The organism is Kosakonia oryzendophytica (genome assembly GCF_900094925.1).
Classification (GTDB): Bacteria; Pseudomonadota; Gammaproteobacteria; order Enterobacterales; family Enterobacteriaceae; genus Kosakonia; species Kosakonia oryzendophytica.
Genome location: NZ_FMAY01000011.1, coordinates 107,634 through 128,942, shown reverse-complemented (window position 1 = coordinate 128,942; position 21,309 = coordinate 107,634). Strand labels below are relative to the sequence as shown.

Below are 21,309 nucleotides of genomic sequence, written 5' to 3'. Positions count from 1 at the left end.
ATCGCTAAATTCGGACAAATTGATGCACGGACTCGGCCTTGGTGGTTACGATCCTGATAGCCAGCAGGAGGCGGCGGTGGCATTCAGCATTACCGTCAATGAAGATGAGCAGCGGATCCCGGCGCACTGTCATCGCAAAGGGCAGTTGATTCTGGCGCTGAAAGGGGCGATCACCTGTGAAGTTGAGCATGCTCGCTGGATGGTGCCGCCGCACCATGCGATGTGGTTACCGGGCCTTGTCCCCCACAGCAATCACGCCACGCCGGGGGCGCAACTCTATTTTTTGTTTATCGAACCCTGGTCGGTGGTGATGCCGCAGCACTGCTGTACATTAAAAACGTCTTCGCTGGTGCGTGAGCTTATTGTCGCCCTGGCGTCACGTTCGCCTGCGCAGCGGCGGCAGCCTGCCACGCAACGGCTGGTGCAGGTGCTGTTTGATGAGTTGCCAGAACAACCGCAAATGCAACTACAGTTGCCGGTGTCGTCGCACCCGAAGATTTATCAGATGGTGGAGAGCATGGAAGCCGATCCAGCTGGCAGACAAACCCTGGCGCAGTGGGCTCAGACGTTTGCCATGAGTGAGCGCAATCTGGCGCGGTTGGTGGTGAAAGAGACAGGCTTAAGCTTTCGTCGCTGGCGGCATCAAATGCAGCTGATCCTTGCGCTGCGCTTGCTGATTGGCGGCCAGTCGGTACAGCAGATAGCCCACACGTTAGGGTATGACTCGACAACGGCATTTATCACCATGTTTAAAAAAGGGCTCGGACAGACGCCTGGCCGTTACCTGAGCGGCGTGGGAGGCGCGTAACATTTTCTGCTGCTTATTCCTTTATTTTTGTGTGGGTTAGACAGGTTTATGCTGGCAGGCGATAAAAGATAAGCTATTAGTATGGGCAAAATAGTTTTAATAACTTTTTCAGATAATCAATGCACTTTTTGATATTTGTCTGATGAAGGGGGTTATGTGAATTTAGCGCTGAAATCAACATGATAACAGGGCGAAAGGATCAGCATGGCAACCTCATTACACACAACAAAAATCGGTGCATTTAGCGCACTGGCGCTGCTTTCAGCACTCTCTTTTTCCGCGCATGCGGACAAACTGGCCGATATCAAAGCCGCAGGTGTGGTTAAAATCGCCACCTTCGATGCGAACCCGCCGTTTGGTGCTATCGACCCGAAAACTCACGATATTGTCGGTTATGATGTGGACTTCGCGAAAGCGCTGGCAAAAAGCCTCGGCGTAAAACTGCAACTGGTGGCGACCAATCCGGCGAACCGTATTCCGCTGTTGCAATCCGGCAAAGTGGATCTGATTGTTGCGGATATCACCATCACGCCTGAACGTGCGCAGGTAATCGACTTTTCAACGCCCTATTTTGTTACCGGGCAGCAGTTCCTGGTACCCGCTACAGCAGCAGACAAACTGGATGCGTACAGCAAAGCACGTATTGGCGCGGTGAAAGGCACGACTGGCGAGCAGGCGCTGCATCAGCGTTTCCCGCAATCCCGCGTGCTGGCGTATGACGATATTCCACTGGCTTTAACCGCACTGCGTAACGGCAACGTGCAGGCGATCACCCAGGACAGCACTATTCTTGCCGGTTTGCTGGCGGAAGCGCCGGACAAGGCCAAATTTAAAATCCTGCCGGATCTGCTGTCGAAAGAAGAGATTGGTGTAGGCGTCAGCAAAGGTGAACCCGCGTTGCTGAAAGCGGTGAACGATGAACTGGTTAACCTTGAGAAAACCGGTGAAGCCGCGAAAATCTACGATACCTGGTTTGGTCCGCAAACCAAAACCCCGGCTCCGCGCAGCTTTACGATAGAAGCGAAGTAATATGTTGGCAGGTCTGTTCTCCGCCTCTGTGGCTACGGCCACGGAGGTGTTGCCCGTGGAAAAAGGCACGGTTGCATTTCGCCGCGTGAGTAAACGCTATGGCGGTAATACAGTATTAAATAATATTGACTTGCAGGTTGCCGCAGGCGAAGTGCTGGCGGTGTGCGGACCTTCCGGGTCAGGCAAGTCCACACTTATCCGGCTGATTAACCAACTGGAAACCCTAAGCGGCGGCGAGATCTACGTTGATGGGCAGCCGACCAGCCAGCTAACAGGGAAGGGGTTGCGCGAACTGCGTCGCCACGTTGGCTTCGTCTTCCAGCAATTCAATCTTTATGCACACCTTAACGCGCTGGACAATATCACCCTCGCGCTGCGGCGCATTCATGGCAAAACGGAAGCCCAGGCGCGGGATATCGCGATGGCATTGCTGGCGCGCGTCGGGCTAGAGGATAAAGCCCGCCACTATCCTGCGCAGTTGTCCGGCGGCCAGCAGCAGCGGGTAGCCATTGCCCGTACACTGGCGGCGGATCCGCATATCATTCTGTTTGACGAGCCTACCTCGGCGCTGGATCCGGAAATGATTGGCGAGGTGCTTCAGGTGATGAAATCGCTGGCGCACAGCGGCATAACCCTCATCGTGGTGACGCATGAAATGCAGTTTGCCCGTGAAATTGCCGACCGGGTGATCTTTATCGACGGTGGTGAAATCCTTGAGCAGGCGACCCCGGCGCAATTTTTCTCTGCACCGCAGCATCCCCGTGCACAACGCTTTTTGCAGAAAGTACTCAATCCACTGCATGCCGATAGCAAGGAGTTGTGATGGGGTTGCACCTTGACTGGGCGGGTGTGCTGACCGGGCAACCCGCACAATGGATCACCTCCGGTTTTCTGACCACCGTCTGGGTGACCATCGCCGGTATGGCGCTGGCAACCTTGCTCACGGTACTGCTGCTGGCGCTGCGGTTGGCGGGGGGAACGGTGGGGCGTGGCGCGGTAGCGGTGTGGGTGTCGCTGTTTCGTAATACGCCGCTGCTGGTGCAACTGCTGTTCTGGTATTTCGCCGCATGGAACCTGTTGCCGCAGAGTTTTCGTCAGTATGTGAATGACGATCATGCATTCAGTATCCTGCCGGGTGATGTCTGGTGGTTGACGCCGGAGTTTCTTTCGTCGGCATGGGCGCTGGGTTTGTTTACCGCCGCGTTTCTGGTGGAGGAGATCCAGGCGGGGTTGCTGGCGGTGCCGCGTGGACAGGTTGAAGCCGCGCAATCACAGGGCTTCAGCAATCTGGCGCTGTTTCGCTGGGTGCTGCTGCCGCAGGGGTTGCACAACGCCTGGCAACCTGTAGTCGGACAGTATCTCAATCTGATGAAACTCTCGTCGCTGGCGACCGGGATTGGCTTTGCCGAGCTGACCTATCAGACCCGGCAAATTGAAAGCTACAACGCCCATGCGCTGGAGGCATTTGCCATTGGTAGCGTGCTCTATCTGGTGTTGGGCCTGGTCATGAGTTTACTGTTCAATGTGCCGCGAAGCTGGCGCATGCGGCAACGTACAGCGGAGGTGCGCCGTGATTGCTAACATGTCGGTGATTGCCGAAAACCTCGACTATTTACTGTGGGGGCGCGCGGCGCAAGGCGAGGTGGGCGGCGTATTGCTCTCGTTGCTGATGACCGCTGGCGCGGCGCTGCTGGCTTTCCCCGGTGGCATGTTGTTGGCGTGTTTCGCATGGCGTTTCCCCGGCTGGCCGCGCAAGATATTGTTCCTGTGGGCGGAGCTGATCCGCGGTATTCCGCTGATCTTTGTCATCTTCTGGCTGTGGTTCTTGTTACCGTGGTTGACCGGCGCTGATTTACCGGGGGCGGTGACCGTGACGCTGGCGCTGGCGTGGTTTACCTCCGCCTCGGTGATGTACTCCACGCTGGCGGCGTTGGGTGCGTTGCCGAAAGGGCAATATGAAGCGGCGCTCAGCAGCGGGTTTGGCAGTATCGCGATTTTGCGGCTGGTGTTGTTGCCGCAGGCGCTACGCAATGCACTACCGTCTTACGTCGGGTTGCTGATAGCCCTGCTGAAGGACACCTCGCTGGCGTTTATAGTTAATGTACCGGAGTTGACCACCGTCGCAGGGCAGGTGAATAACCGGGTGCAGGTGTATCCGGCCGCGTTATTTATTTTTACCGGTCTGGTGTATTACCTGCTGTGTAGCGCGCTGGAGTGTGCCGTTAAACGCGGGCAACGGCGCGCATCACTGCCGGCCAATTAGCAACGACACCAGACCTGCTGCAATCAGTGGCCCGACCGGCACCCCCCGGAACAGGGCCACACCTAATACAGTCCCCACCAGTAATCCCGCCACCAGCGACGGCTGTGAACTCATCAGCGTGACGCCACGCCCGCCAAGCCAGGAAACAAACACGCCAACGGCAATCGCGATAAGCGATTTCCAGTTAACAAAGGAGTGCAGCAGCGTCGATGGCGGCAGCGTTCCGCTGGCTATCGGTGCCATCACGCCAATGGTCAGGATGATGATGCCGATCGTCAGTCCCTGTTTTTCAATCCACGGGAAAAAGGCGTTGAGTGGCGTGATGCGCACAATAATCAGCACGAGAATAGAAACGGCGACCGTGGTGTTATGACTGACAAAACCGAGCGCCGCGAGTGCGAGCAAAATAAACAGCGTGGTATCAAACATACAGAGGTTCCTTGCCAAAAATGAAACCTGTTTACTCTACGCGCAAATGCGTGATGAAACAGACAATTTTCTGTCGGCAGATGAAATTCAGGCAGTTGCCAGAAACGGAACCTTACTGCTTAATTGCATGGATGAGGATGGTCGCCGTGCACGACGGGTGTCAGACGTGGCGAAAATCCACCAGTTCTGGCTGAGCAATACGCAGATAATCCTGGGTATTCAAAATGACGGATTTTTCCAGTAATCCGGCGTTAAAGGCAATGTCGTCAAAACGCTGAAACAGGATCGGGTCTGCAACCAGTTGCAGTGCCGGATGAAAGCTGAAGGGGGGGATCGCGCCGAATACGCAGGCGGTTAATTCGTCCACTTCCGCCGGGCTTGCCAGGGAGGCTTTCAGTCCGCCAAAGTGCTGCGCCAGGCGGGAGAGATCGGCCTGAAGATCCGCGGCGAGTATCGCCAGAACATGTTTTTTGACGCCGTTTCCTTTGATTTTGCATACCAGCGCCTTAGCGCCCTGGCCCAGTGCTGTCCCGCGAATTTCACTGACTGCTTCGCATTTGCCGACAGCGTCGTGTTCCACTACATGAAAACGCGCGTTGTGTTGTTCAAGGAGGGTCAGCAAATGCTGGTGGACGTTACGGCTGGCAATCTCAGACATGAATGTCTCCCGACAGAGTTGAAGAACATCAAGGATAATCCACGCAACGGATGATGAGAATAAAAAAGCCGCCTGTTCAGGCGGCAAAAAATACAAGCACTACAAACAACGCTTTGTGTGTACTGTTTATTTTTTCTGCAAAAGGTAGCTGTTTTCAAAACCCGGAACGCTACCAATAACATCGAACCCGTTAAAGAAACCACCTGCACGCAGCAGATCAACCGCGGGGCCGACTTCCGGAGAGTATCTGTGGTCGCGATAGTCATCGAACACGATGAATCCGCCGCTGACGACAGTGGGGGAGTAGAGCAGAAAATCCACCAGCACATGCTGCTTGAGGTGACCACCATCAATATGCAGCAAAACGGTTTTTGGCGCGAATTCCAGTACGCGCTCAATGCTTCGCTCGGAGTAACCGCGGACTAAATTGACCTCCGGGAAGATATGTTTGTGATAGAAGCCCAGCTCCAGAGGCTGGTTGGTCAGTTCCATCGGGTCGATACTGATGATGCGACGTTGCCGGTTGCAGATCTCATTCATAAACGCGCTGGACTTGCCTTTCCAGACGCCGATTTCGATGATGTCGCCTTCCGCGCCGGAGTTAGTGATTAACCAGCACAGATAACCCAGCAGTTTCACATGGTCATGGAACGACAGTTCCCGACGGGGCATGGCCATTTCCGGCGGCAGAATCAACTGTGTCTGGGTGAATGTTTCACCGAGCGTGTCCCAGATGCTGTCAATGAAAAGTTTCATTTCTGCGTCTTGTATGAAGACCTTCAAGTCCTCCAGATCAAGCATTCTCTTTCACCCTGTCTCTGTTCAGTCATCGCTGCGCCAGTCTGCGCCACGATTTGCAATGATTAAAATGTGCCACATTAATTTTTGCGCAAGTCGGGAAATAGCTGCGATTTTGCACGGCAATTCATGCTTTAGACCCATAGATCGGGGGCGTTGTGAAACTGGTCACAAAACAGTGCGGATCGGGGGGAGGTGGAAAGGGCCGGTTGTGCGGGATGCTTACACGACAACCAGACGACGGAGACAAGGTGCTGGTACTGTATGACGACCACAGTCAGTTTGCGAAATGGATAGGCCTTATTACCGATGACAGAGAGGCCTTAAGGGGAAAACGCTGAACGACGTATCGGTTTTCGGCGTGCTGACGTACACATTATTAACCGGGTAGAAAGGATAATTGGGTGGTTTAATTCGTCAGGGGTTTTACCTTCATTTAACCTTTCCAAAATCGCAGATAAAAAACAGTCTCAAGTTACTGGTTTTTCGGGATATTTTTGTCGGCACGAGAGGATTTGAACCTCCGACCTCTGACACCTCATGTCAGAGTCCCATATCTTAAAAGCCGCTTTGTGCCAGGAGCGGACATTGAACATGTCTGCTTCTATTAAAGTAATGGGTTGGTCATAACAAACTTAGCTTGAAAGGAGTGAACCCGCTTAGCGAACAGGGGCTCACTACCTGAACCGGGAGCATAACTGCGTGTCCGCTCTCCGTAGATAGATAAAGATAAGCGGCGTGTGGCTTAAGCATAGCGGCTTAAAAACGTCCTGACCGCTTCCTGTACCACCCGCTCGCGTTGAGTGATATTCGCTTCATCCTTAAGTCCTAACACACGAAACCACACCAGAGGCTCATTAATCATTCCTACGAACTGACGGGCTGCCAGATCCGTATCTTCCATTTTCAGATGACCGGCGGCGTTCTGCTGGGCAAGGTAACGAATGAGCGAACCCAGGGCGGGCACTTTACCTAACTCCAGATAGTTTTTGGCCAGAGAGGGAAAACGTTCGCTCTCGCGAACAATCATTCGGGCGAGTTTTATGGAGGTATCCGCTGCCCAGAAATCCGCGATGGCCAGGCCAATTTGCATCAATCCCGTTTGCGGATCGGCCAAGGCTTCCTGCGTAGTAGAGAGTTGTACAACGGGTAAACGCGACCAGAAATACTCAATAGCCTTTTCGAACAACACTTCCTTCGTTGAAAACTGATTGAACAAGGTGCGGCGGGATACCCCGGCGCTCGCAGCGATGTCATCCATGCTTGCCGCGTCGTAGCCCTGCGTCAGCAGGACATTCATGGCCGAATCCAGAATTTTTTCAGCAGACGGTGTTGCCATTGTGTTTTTTTTCACCATTGTCTTTGACTTTTTATGAAATGCACTGCACAGTGCAGTGCATTGGCGGTTGCACTGCGGAGTGCAACTATAGAACTAAACAGGGGATAATCCAATAGCGCCACCGCATTTAGTCTCCTGTTGGGTTGTTCTGGTTAGAAATGGAGAGCAGTAATGAAACAGCGCATCATCGATCTTTCCGTCAGTCTGCAAAACGGCATCCCCTCCGATCCGCCGCCGTTTTTACCTTCCATCGATTACCATAGCCATGCGGCAGGGGCGCTTCAGCTTGCCGCGATGTTTCCGGGGCTCAGTCCGGACGACTTGCCGGAAAAAGAGGGCTGGGCGGTGGAGTTCGTCAGCATGAGCACCCACGCCGGCACTCATATGGATGCGCCATGGCACTACCATTCTCACATGAAGGATGGCGGTCGATCTCTGACCATTGATGAAATCCCCCTGAGCTGGTGTATCGGTCCAGGGGTGAAGCTCGATTTTCGCCAGTACCCCGACGGCTATGTCATTGGTCCGGCGGATCTGGATAAAGAATTCGCCCGCATCGGCCATACCCTCTCTGCGGGAGACATCGTTTTGATCAACACGGCGGCTGGCGATCGCTACGGCCGTGAGGATTACCTTGAACGCGGCTGCGGCGTGGGGCGAAGCGGCACGCTTTATCTGACGCAAAAAGGCGTACGTCTGGTTGGCACCGACGCCTGGAGTTGGGATGCGCCGTTCGCTTATACCCGTGCGCGTTATCAGCAAACAGGCGATTCCTCCCTGATCTGGGAAGGACACTATGCCGGAAAAGAAACACCCTACTGCCAGATTGAAAAACTCTCCGCGCTGGATTCATTACCGGATGACGGATTTACGGTCATCAGCCTGCCGATAAAAGTCCATCGGGCCTCGGCTGGCTGGTCCAGAACCATCGCACTGGTCGATGAATAACCCTTCACTCTCTTCATCACGCTCAAGCCGACACTGGCGAGAGATCGCCATCATCGAAAACAGAGGTGTTCCATGCATACAGAAATCCGTTCACCCATCGTCACGACCCGGCAAGGCCGGATTCAGGGGCTGCGCGAAAACGCGCTGGATATTTTCCGCGGCATCCCTTACGCCCGACCCCCGGTCGGTTCACTACGGTTTCGCAACCCACAGCCCCTTTCTCCCTGGGAGGGGATCAGAAACGCAGTGGCTTCAGGACCGGCGTCCTTTCAGATGAACCTGAACAACACGCACGCCGTCATGGCGCAGGTTAAGCGCATCGACCCCGGCGTGCCGGGCGTTCCTGCCTGGCCCGCTTACGTGGGGAAAACCTACCATCACGAAAATATCAGCGAAGACTGTCTGTACCTTGATGTCTGGGTCCCGGAGAATGCAGGCGGGAAAAAATTACCGGTCTACGTGTATTATCACGGCGGCGCCAACGCGGTCAGTTCGGGATCGTTTCATCTGGAAGACGGCGCCAATCTTGCCCGGCAGGAAAATATCATTGTCGTCCGGCCCAATTACCGTTTGGGGGCGCTGGGCTGGGTGCATTTTGGTTTAATCAGCGATGCGTTTCCCGAAGCCATCAACCTGGGTTTGAAAGATCAACTCGCCGCCTTGCAATGGGTGCATGAGAATATCGCCGCGTTCGGAGGAGATCCAGATAATGTCACTATTGGCGGCGAATCCTGCGGCGCGACCGCCGTCTCGCATCTGCTGACTTATGCGCCAGCCCGGAAATTTTTCCGTCGGGCCATTATCCAGTCATTATCTCCTTTCAATGTCTGGTGTACCCAAAATCAGGGGCAGGCGGTCCGGGTGGCGGAGAAATATCTCTCCTTACTGGATATCTCGTCCCCTGAAGCGCTCGCCGACATCGATCCCGAACACTTTCTGGCGGTGCAGAATGTCTTAACGCGCTTTTTCCATCCGGACAAAAATATCGCCTGGCGCCCTCTGGGTGGCGTGGTTGACGGCGAATGGATCCCGCAACACCCTGCTGAATATCTCTCCAGCCACGCGGCTGCCGATACGGTCAACGAGCTGATGATTGGTTTCGCCAAAGATGAATGGCAGTTTTTCCGCGGTCATACCGAAACCCTACGTCATGGCGGTGTACAGGATGTTCTCGACGTCCTGACGCCGATTTATGGCAGTGACGGCGCTCAGCAACTGTACGAAGGGTATACAGAACTCTATCCGGAACATCGGGAGCCGGGACATATTCTCTCCGACATTATGTCTTTTGAGTTCTTTAAGTTTTCATCATTGAAAATAGCCAGACACTTTACCCGGTTAGGTGTGCCGACCTGGCTTTTCCAGTTCAGCTACGATCTCCCTGGGTGGGGTGGAGAGCTACGGGCGGTCCACACTGGCGATATGCCGTTTTTGTGGCGTAATTACGACCCGGAGCGGCTGTCGCAATGGCCTGCATTCGATGGGATCGATATCGATGAACTCAAACACAGTGCCGGGGCCATGGGGAACTACTATGCCGCCTTTATTCGGCATGGGGGCGAAGATCTCTGGCCGAAATTTGATGAGGAAAATCAGGCCATCCTTCGTTTCGGCAAAGAGGTGATCCCGCAGAAGCGACTGCTTGAGCAAGAGGAAAAGCTCTTTTCTGCTGTAGGCATCGATAGCGTACGCCAGCTTGAAGAAAGACTGAGTCAGCATCTGGAACAAGCGTTTAAAGAATAAAGGCCGAAAGACTGGCCATCGCCAGTCTTTCCCTCAAAAAGGGGCACAATCATGGCACGTATTATCCTACCCGAAGTCGATTCCCTCACGCCTGAACAACAGGATCTCTATCAGCTTTTCCCTGCCAACCTCACTCGCGCCTTATTGCGCACCGGCGCGTGTACGGACGGCTATCTGACGCTAGGCGCCTCATTCCGGCAGGGGCATCTTTGCGCCAAAGACAGAGAGTTGGTGATTTTACGGGTCGCCGCGCTCAGCCACAGCGCGTATGAGCGTATGCAGCACGTCGAAATAGCCAGACAGAGCGGCTGGCGTGAAAGCGATATCGACGCCATTGAAGATGGCGATATTCAGAAACTGGACGGTAAAACACAGGCAGTGGTCCGTTTTACCGACGAATGTGTGAAGCATGTCAAAGTGACGGGCGTGGTATTTCATGCGCTCAGGTGTTATTGCAGCGAGGAGGAAATAGCCGAAATCACGCTGTTGATCGGGCATTACATGATGACGGCACGCTTCCTTGAAACGCTGGAAGTTGAACTGGATGAGAGACCGACGTCATGGGAAAAAATGGCCTGAGGCATTGAAAATAAAACCGGGCATAAAACAGGATCCCATAGGCTGTAGAGCCTGGCGGGCTTCTGGGCGGCGGATAACATCGTGAAATCTACTTTGGGCTGCTGAGGCCAGCACGATAAATATCCTGAGGAGCGGACAGCGAAGCATGTCCGCTCTTCGCGCATAGCGGACATTGCAGTGCCACATTTTAACTTAAAAACCATCGTAATATTCATCCAGAAGGAACTGCACGCCGTTGAATGGACGAGTGTGGTTTTTGAATTGGTATGATGAAAAGTGAAACTAACTTATTGCTTATGTGGGACAACGCGGCTGATTTAAAATCCCTTGTTTATATCGGAAAAGCATTCCCCAAAACAAGACATAAGCCTCTGATCTTATTCGACATTTTTAACACTCAAAATGAAGGAAATCAGCCAGGAAAATAGGATTAACTGGCTGATTTATATAGACTAGCTACCAGAATTGGCGCTCTGTTTGTGGAACAACTCGCGGAAGACCGGATAAATATCTTCCTGATCACGGATATGCTGGATGGCGAAGTTATCGAACATCGTTTGCAGATGTTCGTACTCGCGCCATAGCGTCTGGTGTGCACGGCGCGTGATCTCGATATAGCTGTAGTAACGCACCACAGGCAGAATTTTCTTCGCCAGGATTTCGTGACACAGCGGCGAGTCATCCGCCCAGTTATCACCGTCTGACGCCTGCGCCGCATAAATATTCCACTGCGCCGGGTCGTAACGATCTTTGACCACTTCATCCATCAACTTCAGGGCGCTGGAGACAATCGTGCCGCCGGTTTCCTGTGAGTAGAAGAACTCGTGCTCATCCACTTCTTTCGCCTGCGTATGGTGGCGGATATAGACCACTTCAACGTTTTTATATGTCCGGCTCAGGAACAGATAGAGCAGAATATAAAACCGTTTGGCCATATCTTTCGTGGCCTGATCCATGGATCCGGACACGTCCATCAGGCAGAACATGACAGCCTGGCTGGAGGGCTCAGGGCGTTTTTCGTAATTTTTATAGCGTAAGTCAAAGGTGTCGATAAACGGCACACGCTCGATCTTCGCGCGCAGTTCCGCAATCTCTTTGCGTAATCGTTCCTCTTCAAGCAGTTGTGCCGGTTCGCTTTTGGCAACCGTATCCAGACTCTCTTCCAGTTCTCGCAGTTCGCGGCGTTTACCGGCCGTCATGGCCGTGCGGCGTGCGAGGGAGTTCTGTAGCGAACGCACCACGCTGATATTCGCCGGTACACCGTTAGCGGTATAGCCGGCACGGTGGGTTTTAAATTCATTAAGCTGCCGTTGCTGATTTTTTTTCAGGTTCGGCAGCGCCAGATCCTCAAACAGCAAATCGAGGTACTCATCTTTAGAGATCTGGAAAACAAATTCATCCTGTCCTTCACCGTCCTGGCTGGCTTCACCCTGACCGCTGCCACCACCGCCACCGCCGCCCTGCGGGCGTTCGATACGGTCGTTTTGAACAAAATGATCGTTACCCGGATGTACACGATGGCGCAAACCACCGCGCCCCTGATGAAACATCGGTTCGCTGATATCCTCCGTCGGGATGGAGACGGATTCGCCATTCTCCACATCGGTCACCGAGCGCTTGTTGATCGCCTCGGAAATCGACTGTTTTATTTGCGCTTTATAACGGCGTAAAAATCGCTGGCGGTTAACCGTGCTTTTATTTTTGCCGTTCAGACGCCGGTCAATGAACCAGGTCATAGTTCCCTCCCGCTGCGTATGCCAACTTTGCTGCCAGGCCGCGCCCGTGACGCGGCCTGTGCGTTGTTATGATGATTTACGTACACGCAGATACCATTCGCACAGCAGGCGAACCTGCTTACGGGTGTAGCCTTTCTCCATCATACGATCGACAAAGTCGTCATGTTTTTTCTGCTCGTCGGTTGAGGTTTTGGCGTTGAACGAAATCACCGGCAACAACTCTTCGGTATTCGAGAACATTTTTTTCTCGATAACCGTGCGCAGTTTTTCGTAACTGGTCCAGTTCGGGTTGCGGCCACTGTTGTTGGCGCGAGCGCGCAGCACGAAATTGACGATTTCATTACGGAAGTCTTTCGGGTTACTGATCCCGGCGGGCTTCTCGATTTTTTCCAGTTCCGCGTTCAGTGCTTCGCGGTCAAAGAGCTGACCGGTATCCGGATCGCGGTACTCCTGATCCTGGATCCAGAAGTCCGCATAGGTGACATAACGATCAAAGATGTTCTGCCCGTATTCGGAATAGGACTCCAGGTACGCAGTCTGGATCTCTTTGCCGATGAACTCGGCGTATTTCGGGATCAGATAGCCTTTCAGGAACTCCAGGTAACGTTCCGCCAGCTCTTGTGGGAACTGTTCGCGCTCAATCTGCTGCTCCAGCACATAGAACAGGTGCACCGGGTTTGCCGCGACTTCGACATGGTCGAAGTTGAAAACGCGGGAGAGGATTTTAAAGGCGAAACGCGTCGACAGACCGTTCATCCCTTCATCCACACCGGCGTAGTCGCGGTATTCCTGGTAAGACTTCGCTTTCGGGTCGGTGTCTTTCAGGCTTTCACCGTCATAGACGCGCATTTTGGAGTAGACACTGGAGTTTTCCGGCTCTTTCAAACGCGACAGAATCGAGAAGCGCGCCAGTGTTTCCAGTGTGCCCGGTGCGCAGGGCGCATGAGACAGCTCACTGTGATTGAGCAGTTTTTCGTAAATTTTGATCTCTTCCGAGATGCGCAGGCAATAAGGCACTTTGACGATATAAACACGGTCAAGGAAGGCCTCATTGTTTTTGTTATTACGGAACTGTACCCATTCTGATTCGTTCGAGTGGGCAAGAATGATGCCGTTAAAGGGCAGGGCGGAAATCCCTTCGGTCCCGTTATAGTTCCCCTCCTGCGTGGCGGTCAGCAGCGGGTGTAGCACCTTGATAGGCGCTTTAAACATTTCGACGAATTCCATGATCCCCTGATTGGCGCGGCACAATGCGCCGGAGTAACCGTAGGCGTCAGGATCGTTTTGCGCGTGGTTTTCCAGTTTGCGGATATCCACTTTACCCACCAGCGCGGAAATGTCCTGGTTGTTTTCGTCACCGGGTTCCGTTTTCGCAATCGCTATCTGCTCCAGAACCGACGGCCACACTTTAACCACCCGGAATTTACTGATGTCACCACCAAAGTCATGCAGACGTTTTGCCGCCCACGGCGACATGATGGTGCCTAAATAGCGCCGTGGAACGTTGTACTCTTTTTCCAGGATCTGCGCGTCTTCCTGGGGGTTAAACAGGCACAGAGGATGGTCGTTGACCGGGCTGCGCTCGCCATTTGCGCTCAGCACGTAAATAGGCACCCGTTGCATCAGCGATTTCAGGCGCTCAGCCAGTGACGATTTACCCCCACCCACCGGGCCAAGTAAATAAAGGATCTGTTTCTTCTCTTCCAGTCCCTGTGCAGCATGCTTGAGATAAGAAACGATTTGCTCAATGGCCTCTTCCATTCCATAGAACTCTTCAAACGCCGGGTAGCGTCCAATTACCCGGTTCGAAAAGAGACGGGAAAGCCGTGGCTCCTGGGCAGTGTCAACCATCACTGGCTCACCAATGGCCATCAATAGCCTCTCTGCCGCGTTAGCATAGGCACTGCGATCTTGCTTACATATTGCAAGAAACTCCTGCAGTGTGAACTCTTCGTCCTTGGCAGCTTCATAGCGCTGGCGATAGTGATCGAATATATTCATGGCATGCCGTCCTTTCGTTTTTTAGCACAGGTTAAGAGCCGTTCATATGAGTAGTAGAGGCTCCCGGAAGCGTTAACTGAACGACGCTGAATGTCATACAGCAACCCTTATGCCAGGTTGCCAGTCATTAACCAGGTGCGTGTCAGGAAAAACGTCTTCTTAAATTAAGCGTAGATGGCTTTGCAAAACTTGCATGCCGTCAAAAAACAATTTCAATGACATATCAATAACTCATCCAAAAAAAACTGCTTTTGAGATAAGCGTCAAGTGGCGGTGTCTTCTGCTGGTCATATAATTGCAAGCTGCCTGTCATTTAATGACCGCAGAGTAGTGAGTTTAGTTTTGTAATGTTTAGGTAAAAAAATTTGGGGTCGATGTGCAGCGCGGTTAAACTTCTCACGCAATTATTTGACGACAGGAAAGGAAGGACTGTGACCAAAATCAAACTCCTGGCATTGGGCGTGCTGACTGCAAGCGCCGCATTTGCCGCTAACGCAGAAAATACCTTTTCCCTTGGCGCAGGGGTTGGGGTGGTTGAATCCCCGTACAAACAGTACGACAGAGAGGTTCTCCCGGTCCCCGTTATCACCTATGAGAGTGATAATTTCTGGTTCCGCGGTTTGGGCGGCGGTTATTACCTGTGGAATGACGACGCCGACAAACTCTCGATCACCGCGTTTTACTCCCCGTGGCGCTTCAAGCCGAAAAACAGCGATAACAATCAATTGCGTCAACTGGACAGCCGTAAAGCCACGGTGATGGCGGGGCTCTCTTATATCCACAATACGCCGTATGGTTTCCTGCGCACGACGCTTGCCGGTGATACGCTGGATAACAGCAACGGTATCATTTGGGATGCGGCGTGGCTCTACCGTTACACCAATGGCGATCTGACGTTAACGCCGGGTATTGGTGTGGAATGGGCGAGTGACAAACAGAATGAATATTACTACGGTGTTTCCCGCGCCGAAGCGCGCCGTAGCGCTCTGAACAGCTACGATCCGGACAATGGCTGGAGCCCTTATCTGGAGCTGAGCGTGAGCTACCGGCTCTCTGATAGCTGGAGCGTGTACGGTACCGGGCGCTACACACATCTGTCTGATGAAATCAAAGACAGCCCGATGGTGGATAAGTCCTGGGCGGGGCTGTTATCCACAGGGGTGACTTACCGTTTCTGATTGTGCACCTTAACAGTGCAATCTGTGCATCAAAACAGGGCCTTCGGCCCTGTTTTGCTTTACGCTGGTGCGTTTATCGCAGGAGGATGGTATGGCAGAGAAAAACGTCACGTTTACAGGTCAGGTTACTCTCCCCGCCGTGGGCCAGGGAACCTGGTATATGGGCGAGAATGCGCGGCTGCGTAAGTCCGAGGTTGATGCACTGCGGGCGGGCGTCGAACGGGGACTGACGCTTATCGATACGGCGGAGATGTATGCCGACGGCGGTGCGGAAGAGGTGGTTGGCGACGCATTACAGGGCGGCCTGCGCGATAAAGTCTTTCTGGTTTCCAAAGTCTACCCGTGGAATGCCGGTGGCAAGAAAGCTATTGCTGCGTGCGAAGCCAGCTTGCGCCGTCTGAAGACCGATTATCTCGATCTCTATCTGCTGCACTGGCGCGGTAATTATTCACTCGCGGAAACCGTCGACGTGATGGAAACGCTGATGCAGCAGGGGAAAATTCGCCGCTGGGGCGTCTCCAATCTTGACTATGGCGATATGCAGGAGCTTTTCCGCGTGACCGGAGGGAACGCGTGTGCCACCGATCAGGTGCTATATCACCTGGGATCGCGTGGTATTGAATATGATCTGCTGCCGTGGTGCCAGCAACAAGGGATGCCGGTAATGGCATATTGCCCCCTGGCGCAGGCGGGACGTCTGCGGGACGGCCTGCTGGAAAACCACGTGGTGCAGGATATTGCCCATGTGCATGGCGCAAGCGCGGCGCAAATTTTGCTGGCGTGGGTTGTCAGTCATCAGGGCGTGATCGCCATTCCGAAAGCGGCAAGCATTGCGCACGTAGAAGAAAATGCGGCGGCATTGGGCATTACGTTAAGTCCTGATGAGCTGTCCCGACTGGATAAAGCCTTCCCGGCGCCAAACCGTAAAACGCCGCTGGATGTGGTGTAATGCGTTTTTTACCCTCTCCGCTGGGAGAGGGTAAGCACAGTGGTTAACGTTTCACCACGCGGATAGTCTGCGCCAGGCGGGACGGTTTCTCTTCGGTGGTTTTCTGCGGTACGGTCGCATTGACCGATTCCACACAGACAAAGGTCTTGTAGCCGTCATCTGGCATGTCAGCCATGCTGGCGGACAGCGCCGGGCCAGGGTTCCATGCCACCACGTTGGCATTATGGCTGTGGATCACTTCAATCTTACGGTTCAGCGCATCGTCATGAATCACGCTGCAGGCTTCTGCGTTCAGATAGACGCGATCGGTACGGTCCGGGAACGTCTGTACACCGTCGGCCAGCACATCTTCTTTGGCGTCATTCACTTTATCAATCAAGCGATCGCCCAGCCCGCTGACTTTCACCGCTGCGATATCGCCAACGTTGAAATAGGTATGCAGGGCCGATGTGGTTTCAAATTCACCGTGGGCTTCCAGCTCCATTTCGCAGGTTGCGCCCAGCTTATAACGGGCATACAGCGTGAAGTCGTGCGGCCAGAATTTGCGAGAGGCATCGCTGCTTTGCAGTTCAAATGTCAGTACCACGCCCGCGGCGTCTTCGTTATGGGCCTTCAGCACCCATGGCAGATTACGCGCAAAACCGTGCGCAGGCAGCCCTTGCTGTTTGGCTGGGCCAAACCATGGCCAGCATACGGGTACGCCGCCACGCAGTGCGACGCCGTTTTTAAACGGGGTATTGCCGCTCAGCCACAACACTTCTTCTTCACCTTGTGGCTTCCAGGAGAGCAGATGCGCGCCCTGCAGGGCGAAGGAACCTTTTACCTGCGGATGGTCAACAACGATCACATCCAGGTCGTCCATTTTGCGACGGGAAAGAACAGGGGTAATTTGTTCGACTACCGGAAGTGCAAAAATTTTATTAATCATTAACGCAATCCTCTGTCTTCAAAACAAAAAAAGAGCGACCGAAGTCGCTCTTTCAGATCATGTTCTCATCTCAACTTATTTGGAGATGTGAGCGATCAGGTCCAGAACTTTGTTGGAGTAGCCAGTTTCGTTGTCGTACCAGGAAACCAGTTTCACGAAGTTGTCGTTCAGTGCGATACCCGCTTTAGCATCGAACACGGAAGTGCACACTTCGCCGTTGAAATCGGTAGAAACAACGTCGTCTTCGGTGTAACCCAGAACGCCTTTCATCGGGCCTTCAGACGCGGCTTTGATGGCTTTCTTGATTTCTTCGTAGGACGCTGCTTTTTCCAGACGAACGGTCAGGTCAACAACGGATACGTTCGGAGTCGGAACGCGGAACGCCATACCAGTCAGTTTGCCGTTCAGTTCCGGCAGTACTTTACCTACTGCTTTAGCAGCACCGGTAGAGGACGGGATGATGTTCTGTGCTGCGCCGCGGCCGCCGCGCCAGTCTTTGTGAGACGGGCCGTCAACGGTTTTCTGGGTTGCAGTGGTCGCGTGAACAGTGGTCATCAGACCTTCGATGATACCGAAGTTGTCGTTGATAACTTTTGCCAGCGGAGCCAGGCAGTTGGTGGTGCAGGATGCGTTGGAAACGATGTCCTGGCCAGCGTAAGTTTCGAAGTTAGCACCGCGTACAAACATCGGGGTGTTGTCTTTGGACGGGCCAGTCAGAACAACTTTTTTCGCACCAGCGGTGATGTGTTTACGTGCAGTTTCGTCGGTCAGGAAGATACCGGTCGCTTCAGCAACAACGTCAACACCGATTTCGTTCCATTTCAGGTTAGCCGGGTCTTTCTCAGCAGTAACACGGATGGTTTTGCCGTTAACAACCAGGTGGCCGTCTTTCACTTCTACGGTACCGTTGAAACGGCCGTGAGTGGAGTCATATTTCAGCATGTACGCCATGTATTCAGCGTCCAACAGATCGTTGATACCAACGATTTCGATGTCAGAACGTTCCTGAGCAGCACGGAAAACAATGCGACCGATACGGCCAAAACCGTTGATACCTACTTTGATAGTCATATATTCCACCAGCTATTTGTTAGTGAATAAAAGGTTGGCTGTAAAATTACAAAAACCTTACGCAGCGTCAAGCGGAATCGTGTCAATCATTGCGACAAATCAATCCTCCGCATAACCTTTGTTCGACTGACTCGCCTCACTCTTCCTTTGAGCATGTCCACACATGGGGACGTCGCCCGGAATTTTAAAGGTCAGACAGGAGAAAAATGTGAAGCCACTCACAATTCCCCGGCTGCTTTAACGCAACTGCTAAGTTTAGAACAAAAGTTAACACCTGAGTGTTAATGTTTTGTTAGAATTGGGCTGAAAAGTTGTCGATTTTTTAGCGTGAGATGTGAGCAAATGGCGAATAATTCTTCTGAAAACGACCTGAAAAAAGATCTGACGGAAATGCAGTTTTACGTGACGCAAAACCACGGCACTGAACCGCCGTTTACCGGACGTCTGCTGCATAACAAACGCGACGGCGTGTATCACTGTCTGGTGTGCGATGCCGCGCTGTTTCATTCTCAGACCAAATATGATTCCGGCTGCGGTTGGCCGAGCTTTTTCGAACCGGTGAGCGAAGAGGCTATCCGCTATCTCAACGATTATTCTCATGGTATGCAGCGCGTGGAAATTCGCTGCGGGAAATGTGACGCCCATCTCGGTCATGTGTTTCCGGACGGGCCACAACCTACTGGTGAGCGTTATTGCGTCAACTCCGCGTCGTTGAGCTTCACCGACGAGGAAAATGGTGACCAGACACGCGGTTGAAAAATCGATTCAGCGATTATTCCATTGGAGTTAAACAGGATGAGTGTTGATCAAATCGTTAACAGTATGACGCCGGAGATCTACCAGCGTCTGGTGACCGCCGTAGAGTTAGGCAAATGGCCGGATGGCGTCGCGCTGACGCCGGAGCAAAAAGAGAACAGCTTGCAACTGGTGATGTTGTGGCAGGCGCGAAATAACACCGATGCGCAACACATGACTATCGATACCAACGGGCAGATGGTGATGAAGAGCAAGCAGCAACTGAAAGAAGATTTTGGCATTGCGGTAAAACCGATAGCGACGTTCAAGTCATAATCGCACGGTGCCCCGCCAGGAAAAGTCAGGCAGAAGCGCACTTCCGCCTGACGCGTGTTCTGGCACAATCAGCGCTGCGTTTCCTGCCAGTCCGCCAGCGTATAAAGTGTGGCGCCTGCCGCAGCCATTGCCATAAATGCCTGCGGACTATCCTGCGGATCCAGATTCACGCCACGGCAGCCATCCGTGATCACATTGACCTGGTAACCCAGTTGCAGGGCATCGAGTACGGTGAATTTGACGCAGTAATCGGTAGCTAATCCCAGCACTATCAGCTCGGTGATGCCATGCTGACGCAACCAGCCGTCCAGCGCGGTTTTCTGCCGGTGACCGTTATCGAAAAACGCGCTGTAACTGTCAATCAGCGGATTTTCACCTTTATGAAACACTGCATCGATAGCCTGTTGCCTGAGCAACGGATGCAGTTCCGCGCCAGCGCTGTTCTGCACGCAGTGATCCGGCCAGAAGGTTTGCTCTAACCCATCCAGCTTGCCCTGGCTAAAGGGCGGAACGCTATGCTGACTGGCGAAGCTGCCATGATCTGCCGGGTGCCAGTCGAGGCTGGCGACCACGGCGTCTCCACGCGCGCCACACCACGCCATCATGGCGTTGGCGACATCCACGGTGCTGTCGCCTTCAGCAACAGCCAGTGCGCCGCCCGCGCAGAAATCATTCTGAATATCCACCAACAGCAGTGCGCGTTGCGTCATCGCTCTCTCCTCACTCGTCCGGTGTCAGTTCACCACGCAGGTTTTGCGTCATCGCGGTACGGATCGCGTCGGCGTCCAAATCCTGGCTTAACAGATAGTGAAGTTTAGTCAGCGTGGCTTCCACCGTCATATCCGCACCGCCAATCACGCCCGCATGGGCGAGGGCGTTGCCGGTGGCGTAACCGCCCATATTCACCTTGCCGGACATACACTGCGTGAGGTTCACCACCACGATGCCGCGTTCGCTTGCTTCTTGCAGTTCGCGGAGAAATTCGCCATTTTGTGGCGCGTTACCCACGCCATAAGAGCGGAGGATTAGTGCTTTAACTGGCTGGCGCAGGAAGTTGCGCACCACATCGGCGGAAATCCCCGGGTAGATGGTCACCACGCCAATCGGCTGCGGCGTAATGGGATGCACCACCAGTTCACCAGAGGTGTGCGGGGCGGGTGGCGTACCGAGACGGCGAATATGGATACCGGCTTCAAGCAACGGAGCGAGGTTCGGCGAAGCAAAAGCATCAAAACCGTCGGCATGGGCTTTGGTAGTGCGGTTACCCCGGAACAGACGATTATTGAAGAACAGTGAGACTTCGTTGATCGGAAAATTTGCTGCCACGTACAGCGCGTTGAGCAGATTGATTTGACCGTCTGAGCGTAGCTCTGCCAGCGGTATTTGTGACCCTGTCACAATTACCGGTTTGCCGAGATTTTCCAACATAAACGACAGTGCTGACGCGGTGTAGGCCATAGTGTCAGTGCCGTGCAGAATGACAAAACCATCGTACTCGTCGTAATGCGCTTTGATATCGTCAGCGATATGTTGCCAGTCTTCCGGCGTCATATCGGAGGAGTCCATCAGCGGATCATATTCGTGAATGGTAAAGTCGGGCATTTCCGGACGGTGGAATTCAGGCATCAGCGCCAGCTGGCGTTGCAGGTGGCCAGATACCGGCACATAGCCGTGTTCGGAGCGTTGCATACCAATGGTCCCGCCAGTGTAAGCAACGTAAATGGATTTTTTTGGCATAATTATCGGTTCTTGCGGCATCAAAAAAATCCCCTCCATAGGGA

22 protein-coding genes are annotated in these 21,309 nt (G+C 53.4%); 12 read left to right on the top strand and 10 right to left on the bottom strand.

Features of this window, described 5'->3' with window-relative positions; translation table 11 throughout:
- The first annotated feature begins 22 nt into the window (after window positions 1-22).
- From GA0061071_RS17935 to GA0061071_RS17915, 5 genes are all read left to right on the top strand, one after another.
- Window positions 23-808: an AraC family transcriptional regulator gene (locus GA0061071_RS17935; protein ID WP_061494985.1), complete on the top strand. Its 786-nt coding sequence runs from the start codon at window positions 23-25 to the stop codon at window positions 806-808.
- 204 nt (window positions 809-1,012) lie between these two features.
- Complete coding sequence (locus tag GA0061071_RS17930; RefSeq protein ID WP_061494987.1) at window positions 1,013-1,837, top strand: ABC transporter substrate-binding protein; 825 nt, start codon at window positions 1,013-1,015, stop codon at window positions 1,835-1,837.
- A gap of 1 nt (window position 1,838) precedes the next feature.
- A complete protein-coding gene (locus GA0061071_RS17925) occupies window positions 1,839-2,660 on the top strand; it encodes an amino acid ABC transporter ATP-binding protein (RefSeq protein ID WP_088236925.1) in 822 nt (273 codons plus the stop codon).
- Window positions 2,660-3,418 (top strand): amino acid ABC transporter permease, encoded by a 759-nt coding sequence (locus GA0061071_RS17920; RefSeq protein ID WP_088236924.1) that lies wholly within the window; start codon window positions 2,660-2,662, stop codon window positions 3,416-3,418. Before GA0061071_RS17925 ends, GA0061071_RS17920 begins: the two co-directional genes overlap by 1 nt.
- Window positions 3,408-4,100, top strand: coding sequence for an amino acid ABC transporter permease (locus GA0061071_RS17915; RefSeq protein ID WP_061494993.1), 693 nt, complete (start codon window positions 3,408-3,410; stop codon window positions 4,098-4,100). Before GA0061071_RS17920 ends, GA0061071_RS17915 begins: the two co-directional genes overlap by 11 nt.
- Here GA0061071_RS17915 and GA0061071_RS17910 read toward each other — a convergent pair.
- The 4 genes from GA0061071_RS17910 to GA0061071_RS17895 form a co-directional block, all read right to left on the bottom strand.
- Window positions 4,083-4,529, bottom strand: a complete 447-nt coding sequence (locus GA0061071_RS17910) for a DUF441 domain-containing protein (protein ID WP_088236923.1) — start codon at window positions 4,527-4,529, stop codon at window positions 4,083-4,085. The two genes, GA0061071_RS17915 and GA0061071_RS17910, sit on opposite strands and share 18 nt — an antisense overlap.
- 160 nt (window positions 4,530-4,689) lie before the next feature.
- Window positions 4,690-5,187: a YbaK/prolyl-tRNA synthetase associated domain-containing protein gene (locus tag GA0061071_RS17905; RefSeq protein WP_061494995.1), complete on the bottom strand. Its 498-nt coding sequence runs from the start codon at window positions 5,185-5,187 to the stop codon at window positions 4,690-4,692.
- Between the two features lie 126 nt (window positions 5,188-5,313).
- Window positions 5,314-5,943, bottom strand: coding sequence for a class I SAM-dependent methyltransferase (locus GA0061071_RS17900; protein ID WP_245191444.1), 630 nt, complete (start codon window positions 5,941-5,943; stop codon window positions 5,314-5,316).
- Window positions 5,944-6,730: 787 nt separating this feature from the next.
- Window positions 6,731-7,324 (bottom strand): TetR/AcrR family transcriptional regulator, encoded by a 594-nt coding sequence (locus GA0061071_RS17895; protein ID WP_167352664.1) that lies wholly within the window; start codon window positions 7,322-7,324, stop codon window positions 6,731-6,733.
- Window positions 7,325-7,495: 171 nt separating this feature from the next.
- Between GA0061071_RS17895 and GA0061071_RS17890 the strand changes: the two genes are divergently transcribed.
- From GA0061071_RS17890 to GA0061071_RS17880, 3 genes are all read left to right on the top strand, one after another.
- A complete protein-coding gene (locus tag GA0061071_RS17890) occupies window positions 7,496-8,272 on the top strand; it encodes a cyclase family protein (protein ID WP_061495002.1) in 777 nt (258 codons plus the stop codon).
- Window positions 8,273-8,344: 72 nt separating this feature from the next.
- On the top strand, window positions 8,345-10,015 hold the full coding sequence (locus GA0061071_RS17885) for a carboxylesterase/lipase family protein (protein ID WP_088236921.1): 1,671 nt from the start codon (window positions 8,345-8,347) through the stop codon (window positions 10,013-10,015).
- A gap of 51 nt (window positions 10,016-10,066) precedes the next feature.
- Entirely contained in the window at window positions 10,067-10,594 is a 528-nt protein-coding gene (locus GA0061071_RS17880; protein ID WP_088236920.1) for a carboxymuconolactone decarboxylase family protein, read from the top strand.
- A 452-nt stretch (window positions 10,595-11,046) separates the two neighbouring features.
- On the opposite strand, the gene GA0061071_RS17875 is transcribed toward GA0061071_RS17880, so the two are convergent.
- Together GA0061071_RS17875 and yeaG are read right to left on the bottom strand one after the other, a co-directional pair.
- Window positions 11,047-12,330 carry a YeaH/YhbH family protein gene (locus GA0061071_RS17875; RefSeq protein WP_088236919.1) on the bottom strand — a complete coding sequence of 428 codons (1,284 nt, stop codon included), beginning with the start codon at window positions 12,328-12,330 and terminating at the stop codon, window positions 11,047-11,049.
- Window positions 12,331-12,396: 66 nt separating this feature from the next.
- Window positions 12,397-14,331, bottom strand: a complete 1,935-nt coding sequence (gene yeaG / locus GA0061071_RS17870) for a protein kinase YeaG (protein ID WP_061495010.1) — start codon at window positions 14,329-14,331, stop codon at window positions 12,397-12,399.
- Window positions 14,332-14,762: 431 nt separating this feature from the next.
- On the opposite strand from yeaG, the gene GA0061071_RS17865 reads away from it, so the two are divergent.
- Together GA0061071_RS17865 and GA0061071_RS17860 are read left to right on the top strand one after the other, a co-directional pair.
- Entirely contained in the window at window positions 14,763-15,509 is a 747-nt protein-coding gene (locus GA0061071_RS17865; RefSeq protein WP_088236918.1) for a MipA/OmpV family protein, read from the top strand.
- Between the two features lie 91 nt (window positions 15,510-15,600).
- Window positions 15,601-16,458, top strand: a complete 858-nt coding sequence (locus GA0061071_RS17860; protein WP_061495013.1) for an aldo/keto reductase — start codon at window positions 15,601-15,603, stop codon at window positions 16,456-16,458.
- A gap of 43 nt (window positions 16,459-16,501) precedes the next feature.
- Here the strand turns inward: GA0061071_RS17860 and GA0061071_RS17855 are convergent, their stop codons facing one another.
- Together GA0061071_RS17855 and gapA are read right to left on the bottom strand one after the other, a co-directional pair.
- A complete protein-coding gene (locus GA0061071_RS17855) occupies window positions 16,502-17,386 on the bottom strand; it encodes a D-hexose-6-phosphate mutarotase (protein ID WP_061495015.1) in 885 nt (294 codons plus the stop codon).
- Between the two features lie 75 nt (window positions 17,387-17,461).
- On the bottom strand, window positions 17,462-18,457 hold the full coding sequence (gapA, locus tag GA0061071_RS17850) for a glyceraldehyde-3-phosphate dehydrogenase (protein ID WP_061495017.1): 996 nt from the start codon (window positions 18,455-18,457) through the stop codon (window positions 17,462-17,464).
- A gap of 342 nt (window positions 18,458-18,799) precedes the next feature.
- Here gapA and msrB point away from each other — a divergent pair, with 342 nt between their 5' ends.
- Window positions 18,800-19,213, top strand: coding sequence for a peptide-methionine (R)-S-oxide reductase MsrB (gene msrB, locus GA0061071_RS17845; protein ID WP_061495018.1), 414 nt, complete (start codon window positions 18,800-18,802; stop codon window positions 19,211-19,213).
- Window positions 19,214-19,252: 39 nt separating this feature from the next.
- Window positions 19,253-19,528 carry a YeaC family protein gene (locus GA0061071_RS17840; protein WP_061495020.1) on the top strand — a complete coding sequence of 92 codons (276 nt, stop codon included), beginning with the start codon at window positions 19,253-19,255 and terminating at the stop codon, window positions 19,526-19,528.
- A gap of 68 nt (window positions 19,529-19,596) precedes the next feature.
- On the opposite strand, the gene pncA is transcribed toward GA0061071_RS17840, so the two are convergent.
- Together pncA and ansA are read right to left on the bottom strand one after the other, a co-directional pair.
- Window positions 19,597-20,238, bottom strand: a complete 642-nt coding sequence (gene pncA, locus GA0061071_RS17835; RefSeq protein WP_061495022.1) for a bifunctional nicotinamidase/pyrazinamidase — start codon at window positions 20,236-20,238, stop codon at window positions 19,597-19,599.
- Between the two features lie 10 nt (window positions 20,239-20,248).
- Window positions 20,249-21,265, bottom strand: coding sequence for an asparaginase (gene ansA / locus GA0061071_RS17830; RefSeq protein ID WP_061499981.1), 1,017 nt, complete (start codon window positions 21,263-21,265; stop codon window positions 20,249-20,251).
- Window positions 21,266-21,309: the final 44 nt, after the last annotated feature.